General features: G+C 63.8%; 12 protein-coding genes and 1 pseudogene. 6 read left to right on the forward strand and 7 right to left on the reverse strand.

The window, feature by feature from the left end; translation table 11 throughout:
* Window positions 1-206: 206 nt before the first annotated feature.
* Genes AADX97_RS03410 through dxs form a run of 3 tightly spaced genes read left to right on the forward strand, consistent with a single transcriptional unit; the run spans window position 207 to window position 4415 of the window.
* Entirely contained in the window at window positions 207-1583 is a 1377-nt protein-coding gene (locus tag AADX97_RS03410) for a cytochrome P450 (RefSeq protein ID WP_374231593.1), read from the forward strand.
* Complete coding sequence (locus tag AADX97_RS03415; protein WP_374231594.1) at window positions 1580-2500, forward strand: class I SAM-dependent methyltransferase; 921 nt, start codon at window positions 1580-1582, stop codon at window positions 2498-2500. Before AADX97_RS03410 ends, AADX97_RS03415 begins: the two co-directional genes overlap by 4 nt.
* Window positions 2493-4415 carry a 1-deoxy-D-xylulose-5-phosphate synthase gene (dxs, locus tag AADX97_RS03420; RefSeq protein WP_374231595.1) on the forward strand — a complete coding sequence of 641 codons (1923 nt, stop codon included), beginning with the start codon at window positions 2493-2495 and terminating at the stop codon, window positions 4413-4415. Before AADX97_RS03415 ends, dxs begins: the two co-directional genes overlap by 8 nt.
* Before the next feature lie 211 nt (window positions 4416-4626).
* Here the strand turns inward: dxs and AADX97_RS03425 are convergent, their stop codons facing one another.
* From AADX97_RS03425 to AADX97_RS03440, 4 genes and pseudogenes are all read right to left on the reverse strand, one after another.
* Window positions 4627-8127, reverse strand: coding sequence for an EAL domain-containing protein (locus AADX97_RS03425; protein WP_374231596.1), 3501 nt, complete (start codon window positions 8125-8127; stop codon window positions 4627-4629).
* Between the two features lie 43 nt (window positions 8128-8170).
* On the reverse strand, window positions 8171-11191 hold the full coding sequence (locus AADX97_RS03430) for an EAL domain-containing protein (protein ID WP_374231598.1): 3021 nt from the start codon (window positions 11189-11191) through the stop codon (window positions 8171-8173).
* Window positions 11188-11583 (reverse strand): PAS domain S-box protein, encoded by a 396-nt coding sequence (locus tag AADX97_RS03435; RefSeq protein WP_374231599.1) that lies wholly within the window; start codon window positions 11581-11583, stop codon window positions 11188-11190. The genes AADX97_RS03430 and AADX97_RS03435 overlap by 4 nt, the downstream gene beginning before the upstream one ends.
* 170 nt (window positions 11584-11753) lie before the next feature.
* Window positions 11754-12002 (reverse strand): annotated as a pseudogene (locus tag AADX97_RS03440) (chemotaxis protein CheB); the annotation flags it as partial.
* Between the two features lie 643 nt (window positions 12003-12645).
* Here AADX97_RS03440 and AADX97_RS03445 point away from each other — a divergent pair.
* Window positions 12646-14499: an AAA family ATPase gene (locus tag AADX97_RS03445; RefSeq protein ID WP_374231600.1), complete on the forward strand. Its 1854-nt coding sequence runs from the start codon at window positions 12646-12648 to the stop codon at window positions 14497-14499.
* A gap of 290 nt (window positions 14500-14789) precedes the next feature.
* Here AADX97_RS03445 and AADX97_RS03450 read toward each other — a convergent pair whose 3' ends face one another.
* The 3 genes from AADX97_RS03450 to crtD (AADX97_RS03460) all read right to left on the reverse strand — a co-directional run bounded on the left by AADX97_RS03450 (window position 14790) and on the right by crtD (AADX97_RS03460) (window position 18794).
* Window positions 14790-15668, reverse strand: a complete 879-nt coding sequence (locus AADX97_RS03450) for a carotenoid 1,2-hydratase (protein ID WP_374231601.1) — start codon at window positions 15666-15668, stop codon at window positions 14790-14792.
* Between the two features lie 38 nt (window positions 15669-15706).
* Complete coding sequence (gene crtD, locus AADX97_RS03455; RefSeq protein WP_374231602.1) at window positions 15707-17182, reverse strand: 1-hydroxycarotenoid 3,4-desaturase CrtD; 1476 nt, start codon at window positions 17180-17182, stop codon at window positions 15707-15709.
* Between the two features lie 121 nt (window positions 17183-17303).
* Entirely contained in the window at window positions 17304-18794 is a 1491-nt protein-coding gene (crtD, locus tag AADX97_RS03460; protein ID WP_374231603.1) for a 1-hydroxycarotenoid 3,4-desaturase CrtD, read from the reverse strand.
* A gap of 201 nt (window positions 18795-18995) precedes the next feature.
* Here crtD (AADX97_RS03460) and AADX97_RS03465 point away from each other — a divergent pair, with 201 nt between their 5' ends.
* Entirely contained in the window at window positions 18996-19436 is a 441-nt protein-coding gene (locus tag AADX97_RS03465; protein ID WP_374231604.1) for a hypothetical protein, read from the forward strand.
* Between the two features lie 220 nt (window positions 19437-19656).
* On the forward strand, window positions 19657-19815 hold the full coding sequence (gene pufB, locus AADX97_RS03470; protein ID WP_374231605.1) for a light-harvesting antenna LH1, beta subunit: 159 nt from the start codon (window positions 19657-19659) through the stop codon (window positions 19813-19815).
* The last annotated feature ends 41 nt before the right edge of the window (window positions 19816-19856 follow it).

Genomic DNA, 19856 nt, shown 5'->3' on the forward strand with positions numbered 1-19856 from the left:
GTCGCTCCGGCCTCGGGCGATGGCGTCGTCTAAGCGCTGGTCTTCGCAATGCCGGAATACAGCTGGACCAAGGCCGACGACGTGAAGCCGGCGCAGACGACTGCGGCAGCGCCGACACAAACAGCACAGTGAAACAGCGCTTGGTCGCCGACCTGGATGCCTAAGCGGTTGGGGCCGCGACGAACCACCGCCGGTCAGGATTGAGCATGCACCTGCATCCCGCCACCGACCCCGTGACGCCCCCCGACCAGGTCGTCGCCAGACCGCCTACCTTGTCGGTCTTTGCGTCCCTGCCCCCGCTGTTCCGTCGGGATCTCCTGACCTTGTTTGCGCGGGCCTCGCAGACGCCGTTCGTTCGTCTCGACTATCTCGGCTTTCGGCTGTTTCAGCTCAACGATCCGACACTGATTCGGGAGGTGCTGCTCGACAAGGAGCGTCGCTATCGTAAGGGCCGCCTGATGCGTCGGCTCAGCGCCGTGACCGGCGAGGGTTTGCTGATCAACGATGGCGAGCGCTGGAAGAAGCATCGCCGTCTCGCCAATCCGTCCATGTCCGGTCGTCGCCTCGACGGCTATGCGCCGGCGATGGCCGAATCAGCTCGACTCCTGGTCGAACGTTGGCGTGCCCTTCCGGCGGGACAGTCGGTGGATTTGATCGCGGAGATCTCCCGCACGACACTCATCGCCTTGCTGCGGACGCTCTTCGGCATCGACTACGACGCGCGCTACGCGGATGTCAGTGAGGTCATTCACCGCCTGCTCGATGCACTCGTACAACGCGGAAGCAGCCTCCTCGCACCGCCGCTGAGCTGGCCGACGCCTGCCAACCTGCGTTTTCGGCGCAAGATCACCGAGGCGGAAGCGATCCTGGCGCGTATCATCGACACCCGTCGCCGCCATCTAAACGACGACCAGGACCCGAGCGATCTGCTCGGCCAATGGCTTCGCCAGCGCGAGCAAGATCCAGAGCATTTCACCCCGGACGAGATGCGCGACGAGCTCATGACCATGCTCATCGCCGGCCATCATTCGCTCGCGATCGCGCTGAGCTGGGCCCTCTGGGAGATCGCCGGCGACCCGGACCTGCAGCAGCATCTGCGCGCCGAGGTGGACCCGCTGGAGAAGGCGCCAACCGAGGCCGCCGCAGTGCAGGCCCTGCCGTTGACCCAGGGCGCCTTCCTGGAGGCGCTCCGTCTCTACCCGCAGCCACCGATCCTGCTCCGCGATGCCGTCAGCGACCATGTTCTTGGCAATTACCTCATCCGTGCCGGCGATCAACTCATCATCAACATCCTCGCCATCCACCACGACCCGCGGCTGTGGCCGGAGCCTTATCGCTTCCGGGCGGATCGCTACCCAAACATCAATCCGGACCATCTGATGCAGGCGCATCATCTGGGCTTCGGCGGTGGACCGCGCAGTTGTATCGGGCGTCGCTTTGCCCTGATCGAAGGCACCCTGCTGCTGGCCCATCTCGTGCGCGGACTGCAGCTCGATCGCGCTACCGCGGGTCCGATCGAGCCTCGCTTTGCCGGCATGATGGTGCCCTCGGCACCGCTGCTGCTGCATGTGACCCCGCGGTGAGCGAAGCAGCCAACGCCGATACTCCGAGCACTGGCGGCGCTGCGCCGGTGGCGCCGACGCTCGACGGCGTCAGCCGCACCCTACTGATCCCGCTGCTTGCCCGCGCCGAGGCACAAAGGCTGTGGCCGGGGGTCGCATTCGACGATGCCGCAGCGCGCGACCTGGCGGCAAGGCTTGCTGTCGATCGCGCAGAGGTGGGATCGGACCCTTTCCCGATGCGGCTCTGTATCAGCCGCTCACTGGCGATCGAGGAAGCGCTCGGTACATTACTGAGCGAGCCGATCGAGCGCACCCTGGTGCTGCTCGCCTGCGGTCTCGATACCCTTCCTGTGCGGCTTGATGCAACCCTCGCACCCGCACGGCGGGCGCGCGTGCGCCGCTGGGTCTGCGCCGACCTGCCGCCGGTCATGGCGCTACGCGACCAGCTCCTGCCGGCGTCGGAGCGGATTCGGCACGTCCGCGCGACGCTGCCCGATCAGCTCGATGAGCTCGCCGCGGCACTCGAAGAGACGCGGCCGGTGTTTATCCTGGAAGGGGTTCTACCCTACCTCGATGCCGAGCAGGTCGCAGACTGTCTCGCCGCACTGGGCAGGCTGGCGCCCGCCGGGGCCGATCTCCTGGTCGATGGCTATCATCCGGCGTTGCTCGCCTTTTCCCGGCTTGGCAACACCTTTCGGCGGATGCGCACCCGCTTCCGCTTTGGCATCGCGGACCCGCGCGATTACACCGGGATGGCCCCGCGCATCCGCTTTCGCGCGCAGCGGAATCTGCTGCGTCCCCTGCCCTGGCATCACCGCAAGCGTGCCTGGCTGCCGTCGCTCGCCGCTGGCGGCAAGCCGCTGGCCACGCTGGCGCAGCTCGAGCTCACGCCGAGTGCCGAGGGCGTTACCTCGTTACGGAGCGTCCGCCATGACTGATATCGAGCCTTCGGCCCCGCCACAGTATCCGCTCCTCGACTTGATCGATGACCCAACCGATCTGCGTGCCCTCCCGAGCAGTGCCCTGAGGCCGCTGGCGAGCGAGCTGCGCGCCTTCTTGATCGACAGCGTCTCGCGCACCGGTGGCCATCTTGCCGCAGGACTCGGCGTGGTCGAGCTCACCATCGCCCTGCATCGCGTCTTTGATACGCCGCACGATCGCATCGTCTGGGATGTTGGCCATCAGGCCTATCCACACAAGATCCTCACCGGACGCCGCCAACGCATGGGGCGCCTGCGCCAGAAAGGCGGGATCTCGGGCTTCCCGAAACGCTCCGAAAGCGTCTACGACACCTTTGGTGTCGGCCATTCGAGCACGTCGCTGAGCGCGGCACTCGGCATGTCCATCGCCGCTCGGCTCAAGGGCGAGTCGCGGCAAGTCGTCGCCGTGATCGGCGACGGCTCCTTGGGCGCCGGCATGGCCTTCGAGGCATTGAATCACGGTGGTCCGCTCGACCCGGACCTGCTCGTGATCCTGAACGACAACGAGATGTCGATCAGCCCGCCGGTGGGCGCCCTCAGCAAGCACCTCGCCAGCCTCCTGAGCGGGCGCACCTATACCCACGTGCGCGAAGGCAGCAAGCAGGTGCTTGCGAGTCTGCCCGAGCTGCGCCAGTTCGTCGGCCGCTGGGAAGAACATCTGAAGGGGATGTTCATGCCGAGCACCCTATTCGAGGAGCTCGGCTTCAACTACATCGGGCCGATCGATGGTCACGACCTCGACGCCGTCATCACCACCCTGACCAACATGAAGCAGATGCCGGGACCACGCCTGCTGCATCTGATCACCCAGAAAGGGCGCGGCTACGCCCCGGCTGAGCAGTCTCCCACCCGCTACCATGGGGTAACCCCGTTCGATCGCGCGACCGGCAAGATGCACAGCAAGCGCGGCACCGGGCCGACCTATACAGAGGTCTTCGGTGAATGGATCACCGACGCCGCGGCTCGTGATGCCCGGCTGATCGGAATCACCCCGGCCATGCGCGAGGGCTCCGGGCTCGTGCAATTCTCCGAGCGTTTTCCGGATCGCTACTTCGATGTCGGCATCGCCGAGCAGCACGCCGTCACCCTTGCCGCGGGCATGGCCTGCGAGGGACTGAAGCCAGTGGTCGCGATCTATTCATCCTTCCTCCAGCGCGCCTATGATCAGCTCGTGCACGACGTCTGTCTGCAGGGTCTCGATGTCACCCTCGCGGTCGATCGCGCCGGGCTCGTCGGCGCCGATGGAGCGACCCATGCCGGCAGCTTCGACCTCAGCTTCGCTCGCACCCAGCCCAATCTCGTCATCGCCGCCCCGGCCGACGAGAACGAATGCTGGCAACTGCTCGAAACCGCCTATCAGCATCCGGGTCCGGCCCTGGTGCGCTACCCGCGTGGCACCGGCCCCGGCGTCGCCCTTAAGCGCGGAGCCGAGACATTGCCCATCGGTCGTGGCGAAATCAGGCGCATGGGACGCGATATCGCGCTGCTCGCCTTCGGTAGTCGCGTCCCCGCCGCCGAAGAAGCGGGGCGGATACTGGAGGCTACCGTCGCCAACATGCGCTTCGTCAAGCCCTTGGATGAGGCACTCATCCTTGAGCTCGCCGATCGCCATCGGCTGCTGGTCACGGTCGAGGAGAATGCGATCGCCGGCGGCGCCGGCTCTGCCGTTTCCGAGGTGCTCGCCGCGCATGGCCTGAATGTCTACTGCCTGCACCTCGGGCTGCCCGATCTCTGCCTAGAGCAAGCCGGGCATGAGGAACAGCTACGCGTCTGCGGACTCGATGCCGCCGGCATCCTGTCCAGCGTCAGGATGGAGATGGAGCACGTCGACCTCTGCGCCGATGCCCCAAGGCTCGATCAGCGCGCCGCCTGAGGCGACGGATAATGGATAGTCAATCAACTGCGCCCGGTGCGGTATGCGAAATTTGTCGAGTGGCTTGGCCGCGCCAGCTCCGGCGACTGTCGGCGCTGGCGCGGTTTAAGGCGATTTCCGGGAATGATCATCCCGGCCGTGCGCGTCACCAATGCTTACCGGGCGACTCAAGTCGCCCCTACGCGTTGGTCGATGCATTTCCGGAAATCACCTAAAGCGATTTCCGACAACGCTCATCCAGAAATTGCCGCATCTGCTCCAGGAGCGAAGCATGGAAGCCTCGCAACGTCTCTAACCTTGTCGCGTTCTCGAATTGATCGCCTTTGGCACGATTGTCCAGTAGCTCCCGAGCCGACTCATGCAGTTGCCGATGGATCCGCGCGATTGACTGAAAGATCGGTTCAGAGCCATAGCGTGCATTGCCATCCAGCGCGATCCATTGCCCGAGATGACAGTGGTTGAAATCCAACGGCGGTGTGCTCGGACCATCCTCCCTCCAGTGATCTTCGATCGCGTGCATCCAGGCGCGGTGCTCCACGATGGCAAACAAAAGCGGGAACTCCTCGCTGCGCAGCGGCGGCTGCCGGGTCCAGAGTCGATCAGGCCGCCAGGCGCGCACCCACGGCGGGATAGACTCGCCCGGCATGGGTCTGGCGATGACATACCCTTGGGCCAGATCACAGCCGAGCTGCAGCAAAATCTCGCCATGTTCCAGGCTCTCGACCCCTTCGGCGAGCACCTCGAGGTGAAAGGCGGCGGCCAGACCCAGGACGCTCTCGACGATCGCCAGGTCTCCCGGATCGTCGAGCATGTTGTGCACGAAACTCCGGTCGACCTTGAGCAGACGGACCGCCAGGCGTTTCAGGTAGGTCAGCGAGGAATACCCGGTGCCGAAATCATCCAGAGCACAGAGGACGCCGAGCTCCCGGCAGGCATCGATCACCTTGGAGACGCTGGCCAGATCTTCCTGCGCGCTGGTCTCCAGCACCTCCAGCTCAAGACCGTTCGGGACGCGATCCGGGTGGGTGCGCAGCCGCGCGCGCAGACACGCTAAAAAGTCGGCCTGCCGCAACTGGCGGGCGCCGATATTGACGCTGATGGGGAGCTCCAGACCACCCGTGCGCCAGTCGTCCATTTGGGTGAGCGCAGTCTCGATGACCCATTCGCCGAGCTCGACCGCCAGCGGGTGATCCTCGATCGCCGGCAGAAACAGCGCCGGGGCCAGTAGGCCGCGTTCCGGATGCTGCCAGCGAATCAGCGCCTCCACGCCGATGACCGCGCCGGTCCGCATGTTCACCTTCGGCTGGTAATGGAGGATAAATTCTCGTTCCGCCAACGCCTGACGGAGACGTTCCAGGTTGGCATGATGGCCGCGGATACTCTGATCCTCGGCGGCATCGAAAACGGAATAGCGATTCTTGCCGGACAGCTTCGCCCGATACATGGCCTGGTCGGCCTGGCGCAGCAGTTGGTCGGCGTCGACCTCGGCGGACTGCGGATAGAAGGTGACGCCGATGCTGGCCGAGACCCTTAGGGTAAGACCATCCACGAGCACGGGCTGGGCCGCGGCCATGAGCAAGCGGGCGAGCATCGGCACGCTCCCCGCATCATCCCCCAGATCCACCAGCACGGCGACGAATTCGTCCCCGCCCAGACGGGCCAGGGTGTCGCCCTCGCGCAGACACTGCTTCATGCGCCCCGCCACGATCATCAGCAATTGGTCGCCGGTTTCGTGACCGTGGGTGTCGTTGATGGCCTTGAAACCGTCCAGATCGAGATAGGCCACCGCCAGGCGTTGTGCGCGCCGCTTGGTCTGCGCCATGGCCTGCAGCAGACGGAATGAGAGCAGCACGCGGTTGGGTAGCGAGGTCAGCGCATCATAATGGGCAATATGCTCGAGCTGACGTTGATGCTCCTTGAGCGCGGAAATGTCCGAGAATAGGGCGACGTAGTGCTGGGGGCTGCCCAGCGCATCGCGCACGGCGCTGATGGTTTGCATCTCGGCGTACACTTCGCCGTTCTTGCGACGATTCCAGATCTCGCCGCTCCAGCGGCCATTCTCGATCAGGGTCCGCCACATCGACTCGTAGAACTCGCGTCCCTGACGCCCCGAGCTGAGCAGGCGCGGATTGCGACCCAGCACGTCTTCGCGGGCGTAACTGGTGATGCGGGTAAAGGCGTCATTGACATCGATGATCGTGCCTTCGGCGGTGGTGATCATGATGCCTTCGCTGGCGTGGGTGAAGACGCTGGCGGCCAATCGCAGGCGGGATTCAGCCTGTTTGCGATCGGTGATATCGACATTAAAGCCTTGAAAGTGAATAAATTCTCCGTTGCGGTGAAAAATCGGGACCGCATGGCACCAAAAATCACGGTACTCCCCCCCGGTGTTGCGGAGCCGAAAGTAGTTGTCGTGTTCGGCCTTGGCCGCGTAAGCGGCTTGCCAGACAGCACCCGCGCTGGCCAGGTCGTCGGGATGGACGTAGTTAGCCCAGGTTTCTAACGTCAGTTCTTGGCCCTTCCGGATGCCGGTGAAATCGTAGTAGGCCTTGTTGAGGTAACTGTACCGGATCCCGTTGAATGCCCAAATGTGAATACTGGCGTTGTCGAGCACATCGGCAAGCGCCTGACGGCTTTCTTCCAACAATTGCTCGCGACGCTGGAGCCTGTCGGCCAGGTTGTGGGCGATGCGGATATTGGCGCGCGTGTTGACGACCGACAGCATCAGGCCGAACAGCAGGCCGCTGAGCACCAGTCCGCCGCTCAGGGTTGCCCAGGCCAAGGCATCGCGAATCCCGGACGTCGGCGAGGTTTGCTCGAAGACCAGCAGCCAGCGATGACCGTTGAAATCGAGCTGCCGTACCTGCTGGCGCCGCACGGGAGGGGCGTGTGCCGGCCCCTCTCTCCGGCTGTCGAACAGCAGCGTCTCGGGGGTCGCCAGAGCACCGTCGTGGATGCGCAGATTGATCGACTGACCTTCGTGATGCGACCAATCGCCCAGAATCCCGCTCATGAGATCGTTCATCCGGTAGGGGCTGTACGACCAGCCCAAGATGGCCGCCCGTCGCTGCTCGAGGTTCTCCAGGGGCCAGCCGTTGCGATAGACGGGGACATACATGAGGGTTCCCGCCTGCACCTCGGCGGCGGTCTCCTGCACCAGCTTGACCTTGCCGGACAAGGCCGCCTCGCCGGTATCGCGCGCCTGTTCCATGGCGGCCCGTCGCACCGGCTCGGAAAACATGTCGTAACCGAAGGCGCGCAGATTTCGGTCGCGAAAGGGCTCCAAATAAATGATGGCGGTGTAGCTGGCGCGTTCGCCCGGTGGCGACAGGCGATAGTCGGGAAAGCCTTCCGCGCGGATGCGGGCGAGATGGCCGGCGAGCTGATCCGGCGCGATCACTTGCGCAAAACCGACCCCCTGCACGCCGGGCAGGCTGTCCTGCGCCCGCAGGGTTTCAACATAGAGCCGCCACTCTTGACGGTCGACCGTCCCCGATGCCGCAAACAGTGCCGCGCCGCCGCGCAGAATCAGCGCATAGGCGCCCAGACGCTCGCGGATCTTCAGGGTCACCTGGTCGCAGTCGAAGGCGAACTGACGCACGGCGTCCGCCTCGATCCCCTGCTTGACCTGAACGCTGACTAAGAGCGTCGCCAAGAGTCCGCAACCGAGCACCACCCAGGCGAGCCAGGATTCTTTAGACGTGATCTGCATTAAACCGCGTCCAGAGCGATGGCGATCGCTTGTTGACATGCCATCACCTCGCGTGTCCGAGATGGCCGTACAAGTCGCTCAACCGCGCCTCACCGATCATCGCGGTCGACCGATCCCGTGCCCGCACCCACTCCTTCAGTGCCTCCACCAAGCTGTCCCTCAGGGCATGGAGCTCTCCCAGTCTGGCCAGCGCCTCCGGATGTCGACCGCGCGCCCGCAGCTCCAGTAGCTCGTCCACCACCCCATGCACCTGCCGGTGCAAGGCATCGATGCGCTGGAAGCCGGGCTCCGCGCCATCACCCGACGCGACTTCGGCCCGTAACCAGGCCGCGAAACGGCATTGGCGTCGATCCAGCGGCGGGAGCGGCGGTACGCCCTGCTCGCTGCGAAGATGAGCTTCGATGGCGGCAACCCAGGCGCGGTGTTCGACGCCGGCATAGAGCAAGGGCAGATGCTCGCGGCGCGCGGCCGGGAGCTCGGCCCAACCGGCAGGGGTCTGCCAGGCGGCCAGCCAACCGGGCATCTCATGGGCCGGCATGGGACGCGCGATGCCGAAGCCCTGAGCCAGGTCGCAGCCGAATCTCAGCAGCATCTCCCCGTGCTCCAGGGTCTCGACCCCCTCGGCGATGACCTGACGATTGAAGGTGCCCGCCAGGCTCAAGATGCTCTCGACGATCGCCAGATCCTCCGGGTCGTTCAGCATCCCGGATACAAAGCTTTTATCGATCTTGAGTTGGGTGACCGCCAGACGTTTCAGATAGGTCAGCGAGGAATAGCCCGTGCCGAAATCATCCAGCGCGACACTCACCCCGAGCTCGCGGCAGGCATCGATCACCCGGGAGGTCCCGACCAGATCATCGATCGCGCTGGTTTCGAGGATCTCCAGACAGAGACCGGACGGCGCGACCCCCGGGTACTCCGCCAGCAGGGCGCGCAAGCGTGCGACGAAATCCACCTGCTGTAACTGCCGGGCGCCGACATTGACGCTCACCGGAAGCGCCAGGCCGAGCGCCCGCCAGGCGTCGGTCTGGGCGAGGGCGGTCTTGATGACCCACTCGCCGAGCTCGACCGCCAGCGGGTGATTCTCGGTCGTCGGCAGGAAGAGCGCCGGGGCCAGCAGACCCCGTTGCGGGTGCCGCCAGCGGATCAGGGCCTCGGCGCCGACGACCGTCCCGGTGCGCAGATTGACCTTGGGCTGGTAATAGAGCACGAGCTCGCGCGCGGCCAAGGCGTGGCGGATCTGCTCCAGGTCTTCGTGATGGCCACGGATGCGCTGGTCCAGTTCCGTGTCGAAGAGGCAGAAGCGATTTTTGCCGGACTGCTTGGCTTGATACATGGCCTGATCGGCCTGACGCAGCAGGAGATCCCCATCGACCGCGCCGGCCTGCGGATAGAAGGTGACGCCGAGGCTGGCCGAGACCTGCACCAGGAGATCACCGATCCGCACCGGCTCGGCGGCGGCGGCGAGCAGGCGCTCGAGCAGTGGCGCGCTGACGTCGGGGTCGGTGAGATCGATCAGCACCACGGCGAACTCGTCGCCACCCAGCCGGGCGAGCGTGTCGCCCTCGCGCAGGACCGCCTGCAGCCGCTCCGCCACAGCGACCAGCACCTGGTCACCCACCTCGTGTCCATGCCGGTCGTTGATGGTCTTGAAGCCGTCCAGGTCGAGATAGCCCACCGCCAGCCCCTGTCCCCGCCGCTGGGTCTGTGCCATCGCCTGATGTAGGCGGTCGGCCAGCAGCACGCGGTTGGGCAACGCGGTCAGCGTGTCGAACTGGGCAAGATGTTCAAGCCGGCGTTCGTGCTCCTTGCGCTCGACCATGATTCCAATTAATCCAGCTGAAGACAGCAACCGTTGCTTGGCCAATGCGATAAAGAAGTACGGTCGGGAGGCATATGCATCAGCCTCATTGGCCAATGTTTCTGGATCCAATCCGTAGGAATCGGCCAGGGATCTCAATGTTGCGGCATCTTTTGGGGGGGCTCCATATCCAAAATTGATGGCCCCGATGACCTCACCTGCGGAAAAGATGGGTACTGCGTAAAGATGGATCCCTCCGTTGCATTGAATGTCCACAGGTGATTGGGACTCGATGGCCCGTTTGGAGCAATCCGTCCAGCATGACTCGTGACAGAGCCATTGACCGGAAGCAAGTGCGGCTTCGTTGTTCTCGGTGTTGCAGAGTTTTCGCGACGCGCTGTCCATCAGGCGACACCAACCGGAACAGAAAATCCCAAATGCGTAGTCGCCGTTCTTTTCATATATGGCGGAGGATGACTCCAGAAGGTTCAGATATTCCGAAGAAATGTCTCTCAGCGTACCCTTGTCAATGGAGCGCGAAATGAGGCCGCCCCGGTTCAACGCGGTCAAATCCCCGTAGCCTTGATTTTCGATATCATTGTCCGGTGGAATCGACGGGTACACCGGTGGCTTGCCGGTCAGCATCCATTCGATCTCCTTCAGTTCTTCTCCTGCTCGCTTGTGCCCGGTGATGTCGCTGATCGCAAGCCGGCAGACCGGCGCGCCATCTTCTGCCTGGGAGGCCGTAGCCGTCAGATGGACCCAGACGCGTGCGTCATCCGGCTTGACCAGCCGCAGGTCGCATTCCCGGGGTTCGCCCGTCTCGAAGAGACGTTTCCGCTGCAGGTAATACAGATCCTGATCGTCCTTGACGATGAAGCGGGAGAACGGCTGCTTGATCAGCGCGCTTTTGGGCATCTCCAACAGCGACGCCGCGGTCAGGTTGGCCTCCAGGATCAATCCCCTCTCGGAGAGCGTGCAATAACCCACCGGCGCCAGATCGTAGAGATCGAAATAGCGCGCCCGCACGGCGTCGATCTCCGCCTGCACCCGACGCAGCTCCTCGTTCTGCATCGTCAGCTCGATTTGATGCACCTGCAGTTCGTGGAGCGTGCGCCGGATCTCCGCGGGCGTGAGCGCGGCGAGGTCCGTCGAGGAGTGTGTCGCGTCTTTCCCGATGCGCGCCTCGGCCTGCCGGCGCAGCGCCCGTGCCACATCCGACTCCGGGGTGTCGTGCTCGGGTCGAGGATCCCGGCTCGTCATGTCTCGCTCCCGGATCGGTTCGCCCGTTCCGTGGTGGCGATCGCGTACATCTGTCCCGCCGCGTTGCTCAAGGCGGACGCGGTCAGCCAGACGTCCAAGAGCCTCCCCTCTTTCGTCGTCCGCCGGGTCAGAAACGGCTCCGGAATTTCCGCCTGACTCAGTTGGTGGACCTTGGCCAGGGCCTCCTCGCGCAGTCCCTCGGGGATGCGGTCGCGGACGTTCATCCGCAGCGCCTCGGCCTCGCTCCAGCCAAACAGCCGCTCCGCGCCGGGGTTCCAGGCCAGGATGCGGCCATCCAGATCCTGCACGGTGATGGCATCGTTCGCGTCGCGCACCACCACGGCCAGGCGCACCAGATCCTCGGACCGCCGCAACGCCTCGCGCGCCTGCACGATTTCGGTGAGATCGACGAAGGTGAGTTCCTCCTTGAGCGCGGCAATGCGCGAGTCGGCGTCCGTGACGGCGGGACCGCACCCGCCCGGGTCGGGCGTCCGAAGGCGTGGATCGCGTAGGCGATGAGCTGGGCGGGCATCTCGGCCGGCGGTAGCTTGAGGATGCTCTTGTGATCCGGGGCCAGATGCTGCACCAGCGCGAAGGCTATGTTCGGATCGGTGTCGGCGGGCATCCCGGAGAAAAAGGCTTCAAAGGCCGCCACCCCCCCCCCGGCCGAGGCGCCGATACCGACGATGGGGAGGCGCTCCGGGAGCGCTTCGGCCGTCTCCGGCACCACGCCGGGACTCTCCTCGCGCGGTGCCGGCGCGATCTTCTGATTGTCTGCCGCCATGGGTGCAATGACCCCTCTTGTCACCATCCATAGAGCTTGACTCGCGGGCCCAGTCGCCGGTGTTTGCGAGCAGGAGCCGATGCGAGCCAACCGCGAGGGCCTGCGCCGGTCAGTGACGATCCGTCATCGCGGGTGCCTACTTGAGGCGGCTGTCTGCCGCAGACCCTTATAGGAGCAGATTAGCAGTAAATTACGAGAAAAAATCAGGCTAAACCGCGTCCAGAGCGACATGCGTCATTTTCGTTTTGCGTTTGGCTTTGGAGATGCCCTCGATCTCGGTGAGACGCGGTCTAAAATTTAAGATTTTTTAACACTTTAAACCGCGCCAGCTCCGAAAGTCGTCGAAGCTGGCGCGGCCAATCCACTCCCACAAAGTATGCATACCGCACCGGGCGCGGTTTAAACTACGCCCGGCTCCAAGATGCGCTCCCGGGTGCGCTATCTCTGGGGCATGCTGCTGGCCCGGCTGTTCGAGTCGCTGCCCCTGCCTTGCCCCAATTGCGGCGCGGACATGCGCCTGACCGCCCGACGCCCGTCAGCCACGCTGGTCGGTGTTGACCACGTATCGCGCCCCCGCTATCGTCCTCTCCCGAGCCAACCCGGAGGCTCAGGGTGGCTTGGATTTCCTATCCGTAGAGATCAGTTGGCCCCCTCATGGAGTCGAACGCGCATGCAGTTTCCCTATGGTCTGAGCGATTTCGGCACCCTGAGGCAATACGGCTATTGGTATCTCGATCGTACTGAGCGTCTTCCCGCCCTCGAGCAGGCTGGACGACAGCTGGTCTTTCTGCGTCCACGCCGCTTCGGCAAGAGTCTGCTGCTCTCGATGCTGGAGCACTACTACGATCTCAATCGCGCCGAGCAATTCGAGTCCCTGTTCGGCAACTTGGCCATCGGGCGTGAGCCGACGCCGCTGCACAATCAGTATTTCGTGCTCAAGTGGGACTTTTCTCTGGTCGCCGCGCACGGCGAGATCGGGGACATCGAAGCGGCGCTGCATCGGCATCTGAATGGCTGCCTCACCCAATTCGTCGCCGATTATCAGAGCCACTGGACGCGCGCGATTCATCTCCATCCCGAAGACGCCCTGGCATCCTTCCAGTCGGTGCTCGGGGCGGTTCACGCGACCCCACACAAGCTCTACCTGCTGATCGACGAATACGACAACTTCGCCAACGAAGTGCTGATGGCCGCGCGCCTTGGTAGCCAGGACCGCTACCAGACGCTGCTGCAGGGCGAAGGTCTTCTGAAGACCGTGTTCAAAGCCATCAAGGCCGCTGCTGGCGGGCTGGGACTGGACCGGGTGTTCATCACCGGCGTCTCACCGGTGGTGCTGAGCGACATGACCAGCGGCTACAACGTCGCCAAGGATATCTATCTGGACGCGGCCTTCAACGACCTCTGCGGCTTCACTGAACCTGAAGTCGCGGCGGTGCTGAGCCAGTTGGAGGGCGAGTCGCAGGGAACTGAAGAGGTGCACGAGGCTGGTGAGGCGCTGGAGGCCGGTGAGGTGGCGATGGCCAGGGCGCTAGCGGGCAGTGGCTGGTCTGCGGAGAAGGCGTTGGAAACCATGCGCACCTTCTACAACGGGTATCGGTTCAGCGAAGAGGCCGCGACCAGTCTCTACAATCCGACCCTCAGCCTGTATTTTTTCGATGCCCTAAGACGTCAGGGTCATTACCCACGCCGCATGCTGGACGAGAATCTGGCGATGGATCGCAACAAGCTGCTCTATATCGCCTCCTTACCGCAGGGAGAGGAACTGCTGATCGAGGCCCTGAGCGGCGATGACCGAGTGCTGGTCCCTGAGCTGGTGCAGCGTTTTGGCGTCGCTGATGTGCTCGCTGCGGTCAAGGATCAGCCATTCATGGCCTCGCTGCTGTACTTCTTCGGCATCCTGACGTTGGCCGGCGAAGAAGGCGCATTGGCCAAGTTGGTTCTGCGCATCCCGAATCTGGTCGCGCGTGGGCTCTATGTCGAGCGACTGCGCGAGCGCTGGCTGCCGGCGCCCGAGACTCGCGACCTGGCACGGCAGGCCAGCGAGTCGCTCTACTTGCAAGGCGACCTGGAGCCACTCTGCGAGTTGATCGAGCAACGCTATTTCAGTGTGCTGTCCAATCGTGACTACCGCTGGAGCAACGAGCTGCTGGTCAAATTCGCCTTTCTCACCCTGCTGTTCGACGATCGACTCTACATGGCCGTCTCCGAGCTGGAGACCGGGCGCCGCTATGCCGACCTCGCGCTGATCCTGCGGCCGGACATGCGTCGCTTCCAGGCGTTGGACCTGCTGCTGGAATTCAAATACCTGAGCCTGCAGGAGCTGCGGCTGAGTGGCGCGCAGGTGCGCGAGCAATCGCGTGCGGCGCTGGCCAAGTTGCCGGCGGTGGCGGCTAAGCTTGACGAGGCCGAAGCTCAAGCGCGCGATTACGGCGGCACCTTGACCCAGCGTCATGGCTTGAGCGACCTGCGCGCCTTTGCCGTGGTCGCCTTAGGCGTAGAGCGGCTGGTCTGGAGAACACTCTGATCCCGGCGACCACTCCTTGCTAGGCCGGGAGCCTGCTCCTTCATGTTCGAGGCCGATCGGCGGCAGAAGGTCAGTGGAAACTTCTGCCGCTTGGACACTGCTGTCCGCTGTCAAGAACGGCTCGTAATCAAAAGCTTCTGATAAGGATTGACCAATCTGGCCCCTGCCGGAAGTCAGCCCTGAGTCCGAAGTGTTCCGTCAATCCGGCGATCGTCCTCTCCCGAGCCAACCTAGACGCTCAGGGTGGCTCGGACTTCCTATCCGTATCCGACGGAACAAGACCGCTCCGATTAGCGTCGGGGCATCCGATAGGGCAGCAGGTGCTGGACCCAAGCCGAGCGGAAGCGATCCAGCGATAGGCTCTCATGAACTGCCTCGATTGGACGGCCCTGCAGGTGTGAAGCAATCACCGAGCGTGAATAAAAGGGCGTGTCCTCCAAGGTCTTGACGACCCGTGGCGGATGTTTGGCATCGGCTTGACTCGAGCGAGGCATGCGCCAGATCGGGGTGCGCGCGAGGCGATGATCCGGCGGCGCATCGAAGTGACTCAAGCCACCGTCGGCACCGAAGTGCAGCCCGAGCGACAGCCTTCCTCCCTCACGCCGATCGGCATGATAGAGGATCAGACTTTCATCGCCACCAAGACTGGCACGCGACCAATCCCAATACCGGAAGGCATCCTCCAGCGGCTCGTCGCCCCAGTTGCGGTCAAAGTAGGCATGACCGGTCCAATTCAGCGCCGGCCGCTCGAAGCTCACCTCAACCGTGGCGCTTGGTGCTATCGGTTGCCAGCGATGCCGACCGGCCTGATCGAGCGTGAAGACCTGCTCGTTGATAAAGGCCGGCGCGAGCTTGACCTGCCCTCGCACACGCTGCGGGATCGGGGTGCCGATCTCGTCCAGCTCCACCGTCAGGCCACCATCGGCATCCCACTGCAGGGCGCTTGGTCCGATCTGCAGGCGTGAAGCGGTTTGCGCGAGCGCATGCTGACGCCGCTCGGTCATGGTCCAGCGCCGCTCTTTGCCGTAGAGACAGACGTTCAACGAGCAATAATCGCTCGGCTCGTCGCGTCCACGACGCCTACCCTTGAAGTAGTACGGCGAGAAGACGCTGCCGATGAAGGCGATCAGGGTCAGCCCATGGCGGCCGTCATCACTGAGCGCGTCCACATACCACCAGGCATACCCGCGCGGCGGAACCTGTACGCTCAGGTCAGGTCCCTGAGGATCGCCTCCGCCGCCAGGCGCCCCGAGATCGCCGCCATCGGCACCCCCGGGCCCGGATGCACGCTGCCCCCCGCCAGATACAGCCCCGCCAGACGCGAGCGAGCCGCCGAGCGGCTGAACGGCCCCCGCCATCCATGCGAGGTGCGGCCATAGAGCGCGCCACCGGTGGCCGGAAACAGGCGCTCGAACTCCGTTGGCGTGGTGATCACCCGACGCTCCGGACTGAGGTCGGCCCTGAGGCCACAGCGGCGCAACAGGTTGAAGGTCTGCTCCTCGCATTGCTCGATCTCTTCGCTCGTGAAAGGTTTGATATCGCCCCGCGCGGGTGCGTTGACGAGGCACAACAGCCGTTCCGGCCCCTGGACCTCCGAGTCGTCATCGCGATCCTGTGCGCAGACATAGACCGTCGGCTCTTTGGGCAGCTCGCCACGCCCAAAGATGGCCTTGAACTCCTCGGCATAGTCGCGGCAGAAGAACACATTGTGCCGCACCAGCGGGAAGCCATGAGTCTTGGCATTGACACAGAAGGTCACCGCCGATAAAGAGCGCGCGGAGCGTGGATGCGCCGAGACCGCGCGGCGCGCTGCCGCCCCAAAGGATCCAGCGGACAGAGCCGCGACATCGGCGTTGCAGAGCACGGCATCCGCCTGGATACGCTCACCGGTCTCAAGCTGCACGCCAACGACGCGCTTGCGCTCGACGAGGATCTCCCGGACGCCGGAGTGGTAGCACAGCTTGACGCCTCGTTCCTCTGCGAGCGCCGCACAGGCCTTAGGCAACTGATGGATACCGCCATCGACTGACCAGACCCCAGCCTGCTCCACATGCGCGACGATCCCGAGCGTTGGCGGCGCGCGGAACGGCGAGGAGCCGACATAGGTGGCATAGCGACCGAAGAGCTGGCGCAGCCGAGGATCCGGGAAGAAGCGCCCCAAGTCCTGCCAGAGCGTCGAGTAGGGCTTCAGGCGCGCAACCGGAATCAGGCCGGAATCGAGCACGAGCGAGAGGGGGGTTGGCTCCGCAAGCTGGATGAAGGCATGCTCCAAGGTGCGGTACATGTCGCTGGCGCGCGCGCAGAAGGCGCGAAACAGACGCGCCTGCTCGGCACCGGCAAAGTCCCCGATCGCCTCTGCCGAGCGATCGATGTCGGTGTAGAGGTCGAGCCGCTCGTCCTCACTCCAGGCATGGCGCGCCAGGATCTCGACCGGACGCAAGCTGAGGTAATCATCCAGCCTGGCTCCAGCCGCGGCGAAGAGAGCGTCGAACACCCAGCGCATGGTCACCACGGTCGGCCCGGAATCGATCTGCGCACCGGCGACCTGGACCTCACGCATCTTGCCGCCCGGATAGCCCGAGCGCTCCAACAAGGTGACTCGGATCCCCTGGGCGGCAACCCTGATCGCGGCGGCCAGACCGCCGATCCCGGCGCCGATCACGACGACGTGCGGCTCAGCCATCGGCTAACCGCGACTTTGCGCGGTCGCGAACAACGGTCGCGAGGAACGCGGCTTGAGCAGCGCAACGCCTAACGGGCCAGCGGCTGACGCGGTTGCGGGAATGATTCAACAAGTGTCTCGATCAAAGGCTTTTCAGGACCATATCGGCCGCCAGACGTCCGGAAATCGATGCCATCGGGATTCCCGGGCCTGGGTGTGCACTGCCGCCGGCGGTGAAGAGCCGCTCGATCTTGGTCACCGCGCCGGGACGATCGAACGATCCCCACCAGCCATGATTGACGCGACCGAATACCGCCCCGCCAGAGGCCGGATAGGCACGCTCGAAATGCACCGGGGTTGTGACGGCAATGTCTTCACGCTCGACGAGCGTCAGCCCGCAGTGCCGGAGCAAGGCGGTCACCTGCTCACCGCAGCGGCTTATCTCCTCGTCGGGGATGACCTGGGAATCACCGCGCGACGGCGCATTGACCACGATCAGCATCCGCTCGCGCTCGGTTGGCTCCGGCGCCGAGGGATCGCCGCGATCCTGCGCACAGAGGTAGACGGTCGGATGCGCCGGGAGTCGTAGGTCGTCAAAGACCGCCTTGAACTCGTCCGCATAGTCGCGCGGGAAGAAGACATTGTGATACTGCATCGGAAACCCGGCCGGGCGCGCGAGCAGATTCCAGGTTACCACCGAATGGGAGCGATTCTTGGGCGGAATCGGCGGCACCGCACGCTTGGCTTGCTCGCCGAACAGACCGGCACCGAGCGCGGCCGCATCCGCGTTGCAAATCACCGCATCGGCTTCGATCCGCTCGCCGTTTTCCAAGCGCACGCCGCGAGCGCGCCCACCTTCGATCAAGATCTCTGCCACGCCCGCGCCATAGTTCAGCTCCACGCCCTTCTCCGCGGCCAGATCCGCCAGTGCCTCGGGCAAGCGATGAATGCCTCCTTCCACCGCATGCACGCCGCGGCTTTCGACATCGGCAACCAGCATCAGGGTGGCCGGGGCATGATAAGGAGAGGCACCGACGTAGGTGGCGTAACGGCCAAAGAGCTGCCGCAGGCGCGGGTCCTTGAAATAACTGCCGAGCGCTTGCCACAGCGTGAACACGGCCTTGATCCGCATCAGCTCGCCGAGCCCGTTCCAGCCGAAGCGAGCGAAGATGGTCACCGGCGTGGGCTGTTGCGACTGGATGAAAGGGACATCCAAGGCCGCATAGACCCGCTTGGCGTGGGCTGCGAAGCGGCGAAAACCGTCCGCCTCTTTGGCTCCGGCAAACGCGACGATGGCCTGCGCGGAGCGCTCGTGATCACCGAACAGATCCAAGCGTTCGGTCTCGCTCCAGGCATGGCGGGCAAGCACATCTGCCTGATGCAGCTTAACCCGCTCGCCCAGGTTTGCACCGGCCTCGCGAAAGATCTCCTCGAAGACCCACGGCATCGTGAGCACCGTAGGTCCGGTGTAGAAGGATTGACCGTCAACCTGTTGCTCGCGCAGCTTGCCACCCGGGTGATGACCGCGCTCGAACACCCTGACATCGAGGCCGTTCAAAGCGAGCTTCAAAGCGGCGGTCAAACCGCCCATCCCGGCTCCGATCACAATGACCTGTTTTCTGCGCGTCGGCATAGGCTGAGGTACGTCGAATTAGCGAAGTTAGTGCGGGTGTATGCTAAACTAGACACCCGCAGATGTCTAGATTACTTGACAGATGGCAGATCGGGCAACGACGCCGTTAAGCTCGCGCAGCGAGTGCTGATCGGGCAACCGATGAAACCCAACCGGCCCCCCTCCAGCACCTCATTATCGTAACGAGGAGTCGCAGACAAAATGAAGTATACCGCTAGACGTACTTGGCCTGAAAAATCGAAATCATGGGAGTACCTGGGCGAGTCCGAAAGCCTTGAAGAGTTCGCCCTGGCCTTTGCAACCGACAAGGCACTCACGGTCGACACCGAGTTCGTCGTCATCGAAAAGGCCGGCGCGGAATCCGAGATCGAGTTCTTCAAGGTCACGCGAGTCTCGCCATACGGACTGGTGACGGCTGCCCCACGGGTCGAAAGCGAGAGTGGCCCTGGCAAGGCCGCGCCGCAGGACGACCCAACCGCCGCGGCGGGCGGGGACGACAACTACGGCGGGGTCGAGGCAATTGCCGGTGCCTGGCGCGGTGTCATCGCCAACGTCTTGATGTTTGTTAAGGCTGGCGGAGCAGCCTTGCTCTTCTTCTTGGTCGCGATCTTTCTCGCCAAATGGCTCTTCAACGCCTGGTAGTCCGTGCGCGCTCGACACGAGCCCTAACCTCGGCAGCGGCTCAGAAAAATTTGTAATCCGCACTTGACACGGCAAAGTGTCATGTTAAACTGACACTCAGTTAGAACGCAGTTGGTTCAAGGGTCATCTGCCAACAAGCCCTGTACCTGCTGCGGTTACCTAGAGGCACTTGTCCAATGACAAGTGCCAAAACCCTCACCCCGATCAGAGGAAAATGGCAATGGCCGAAGCAGCAGCAGCAAAATCACCGAACCTATCCGGGCTGACCGACGCGCAAGCGAAAGAGTTTCATGAGCATTGGAAGCACGGCGTGTTTAGTTGGGTCGCAATCGCCACCGTCGTGCATGTGGTGACATGGGTCTATCAGCCCTGGTTCTAAGCCCGCGGTCGTTCATTGAAAGCATTTGCACTCCGCATCGT

The sequence above is a fragment of the Thiocapsa sp. C2-2m genome (assembly GCF_041903745.1).
Lineage (GTDB): Bacteria > Pseudomonadota > Gammaproteobacteria > Chromatiales > Chromatiaceae > Thiocapsa > Thiocapsa roseilacustris.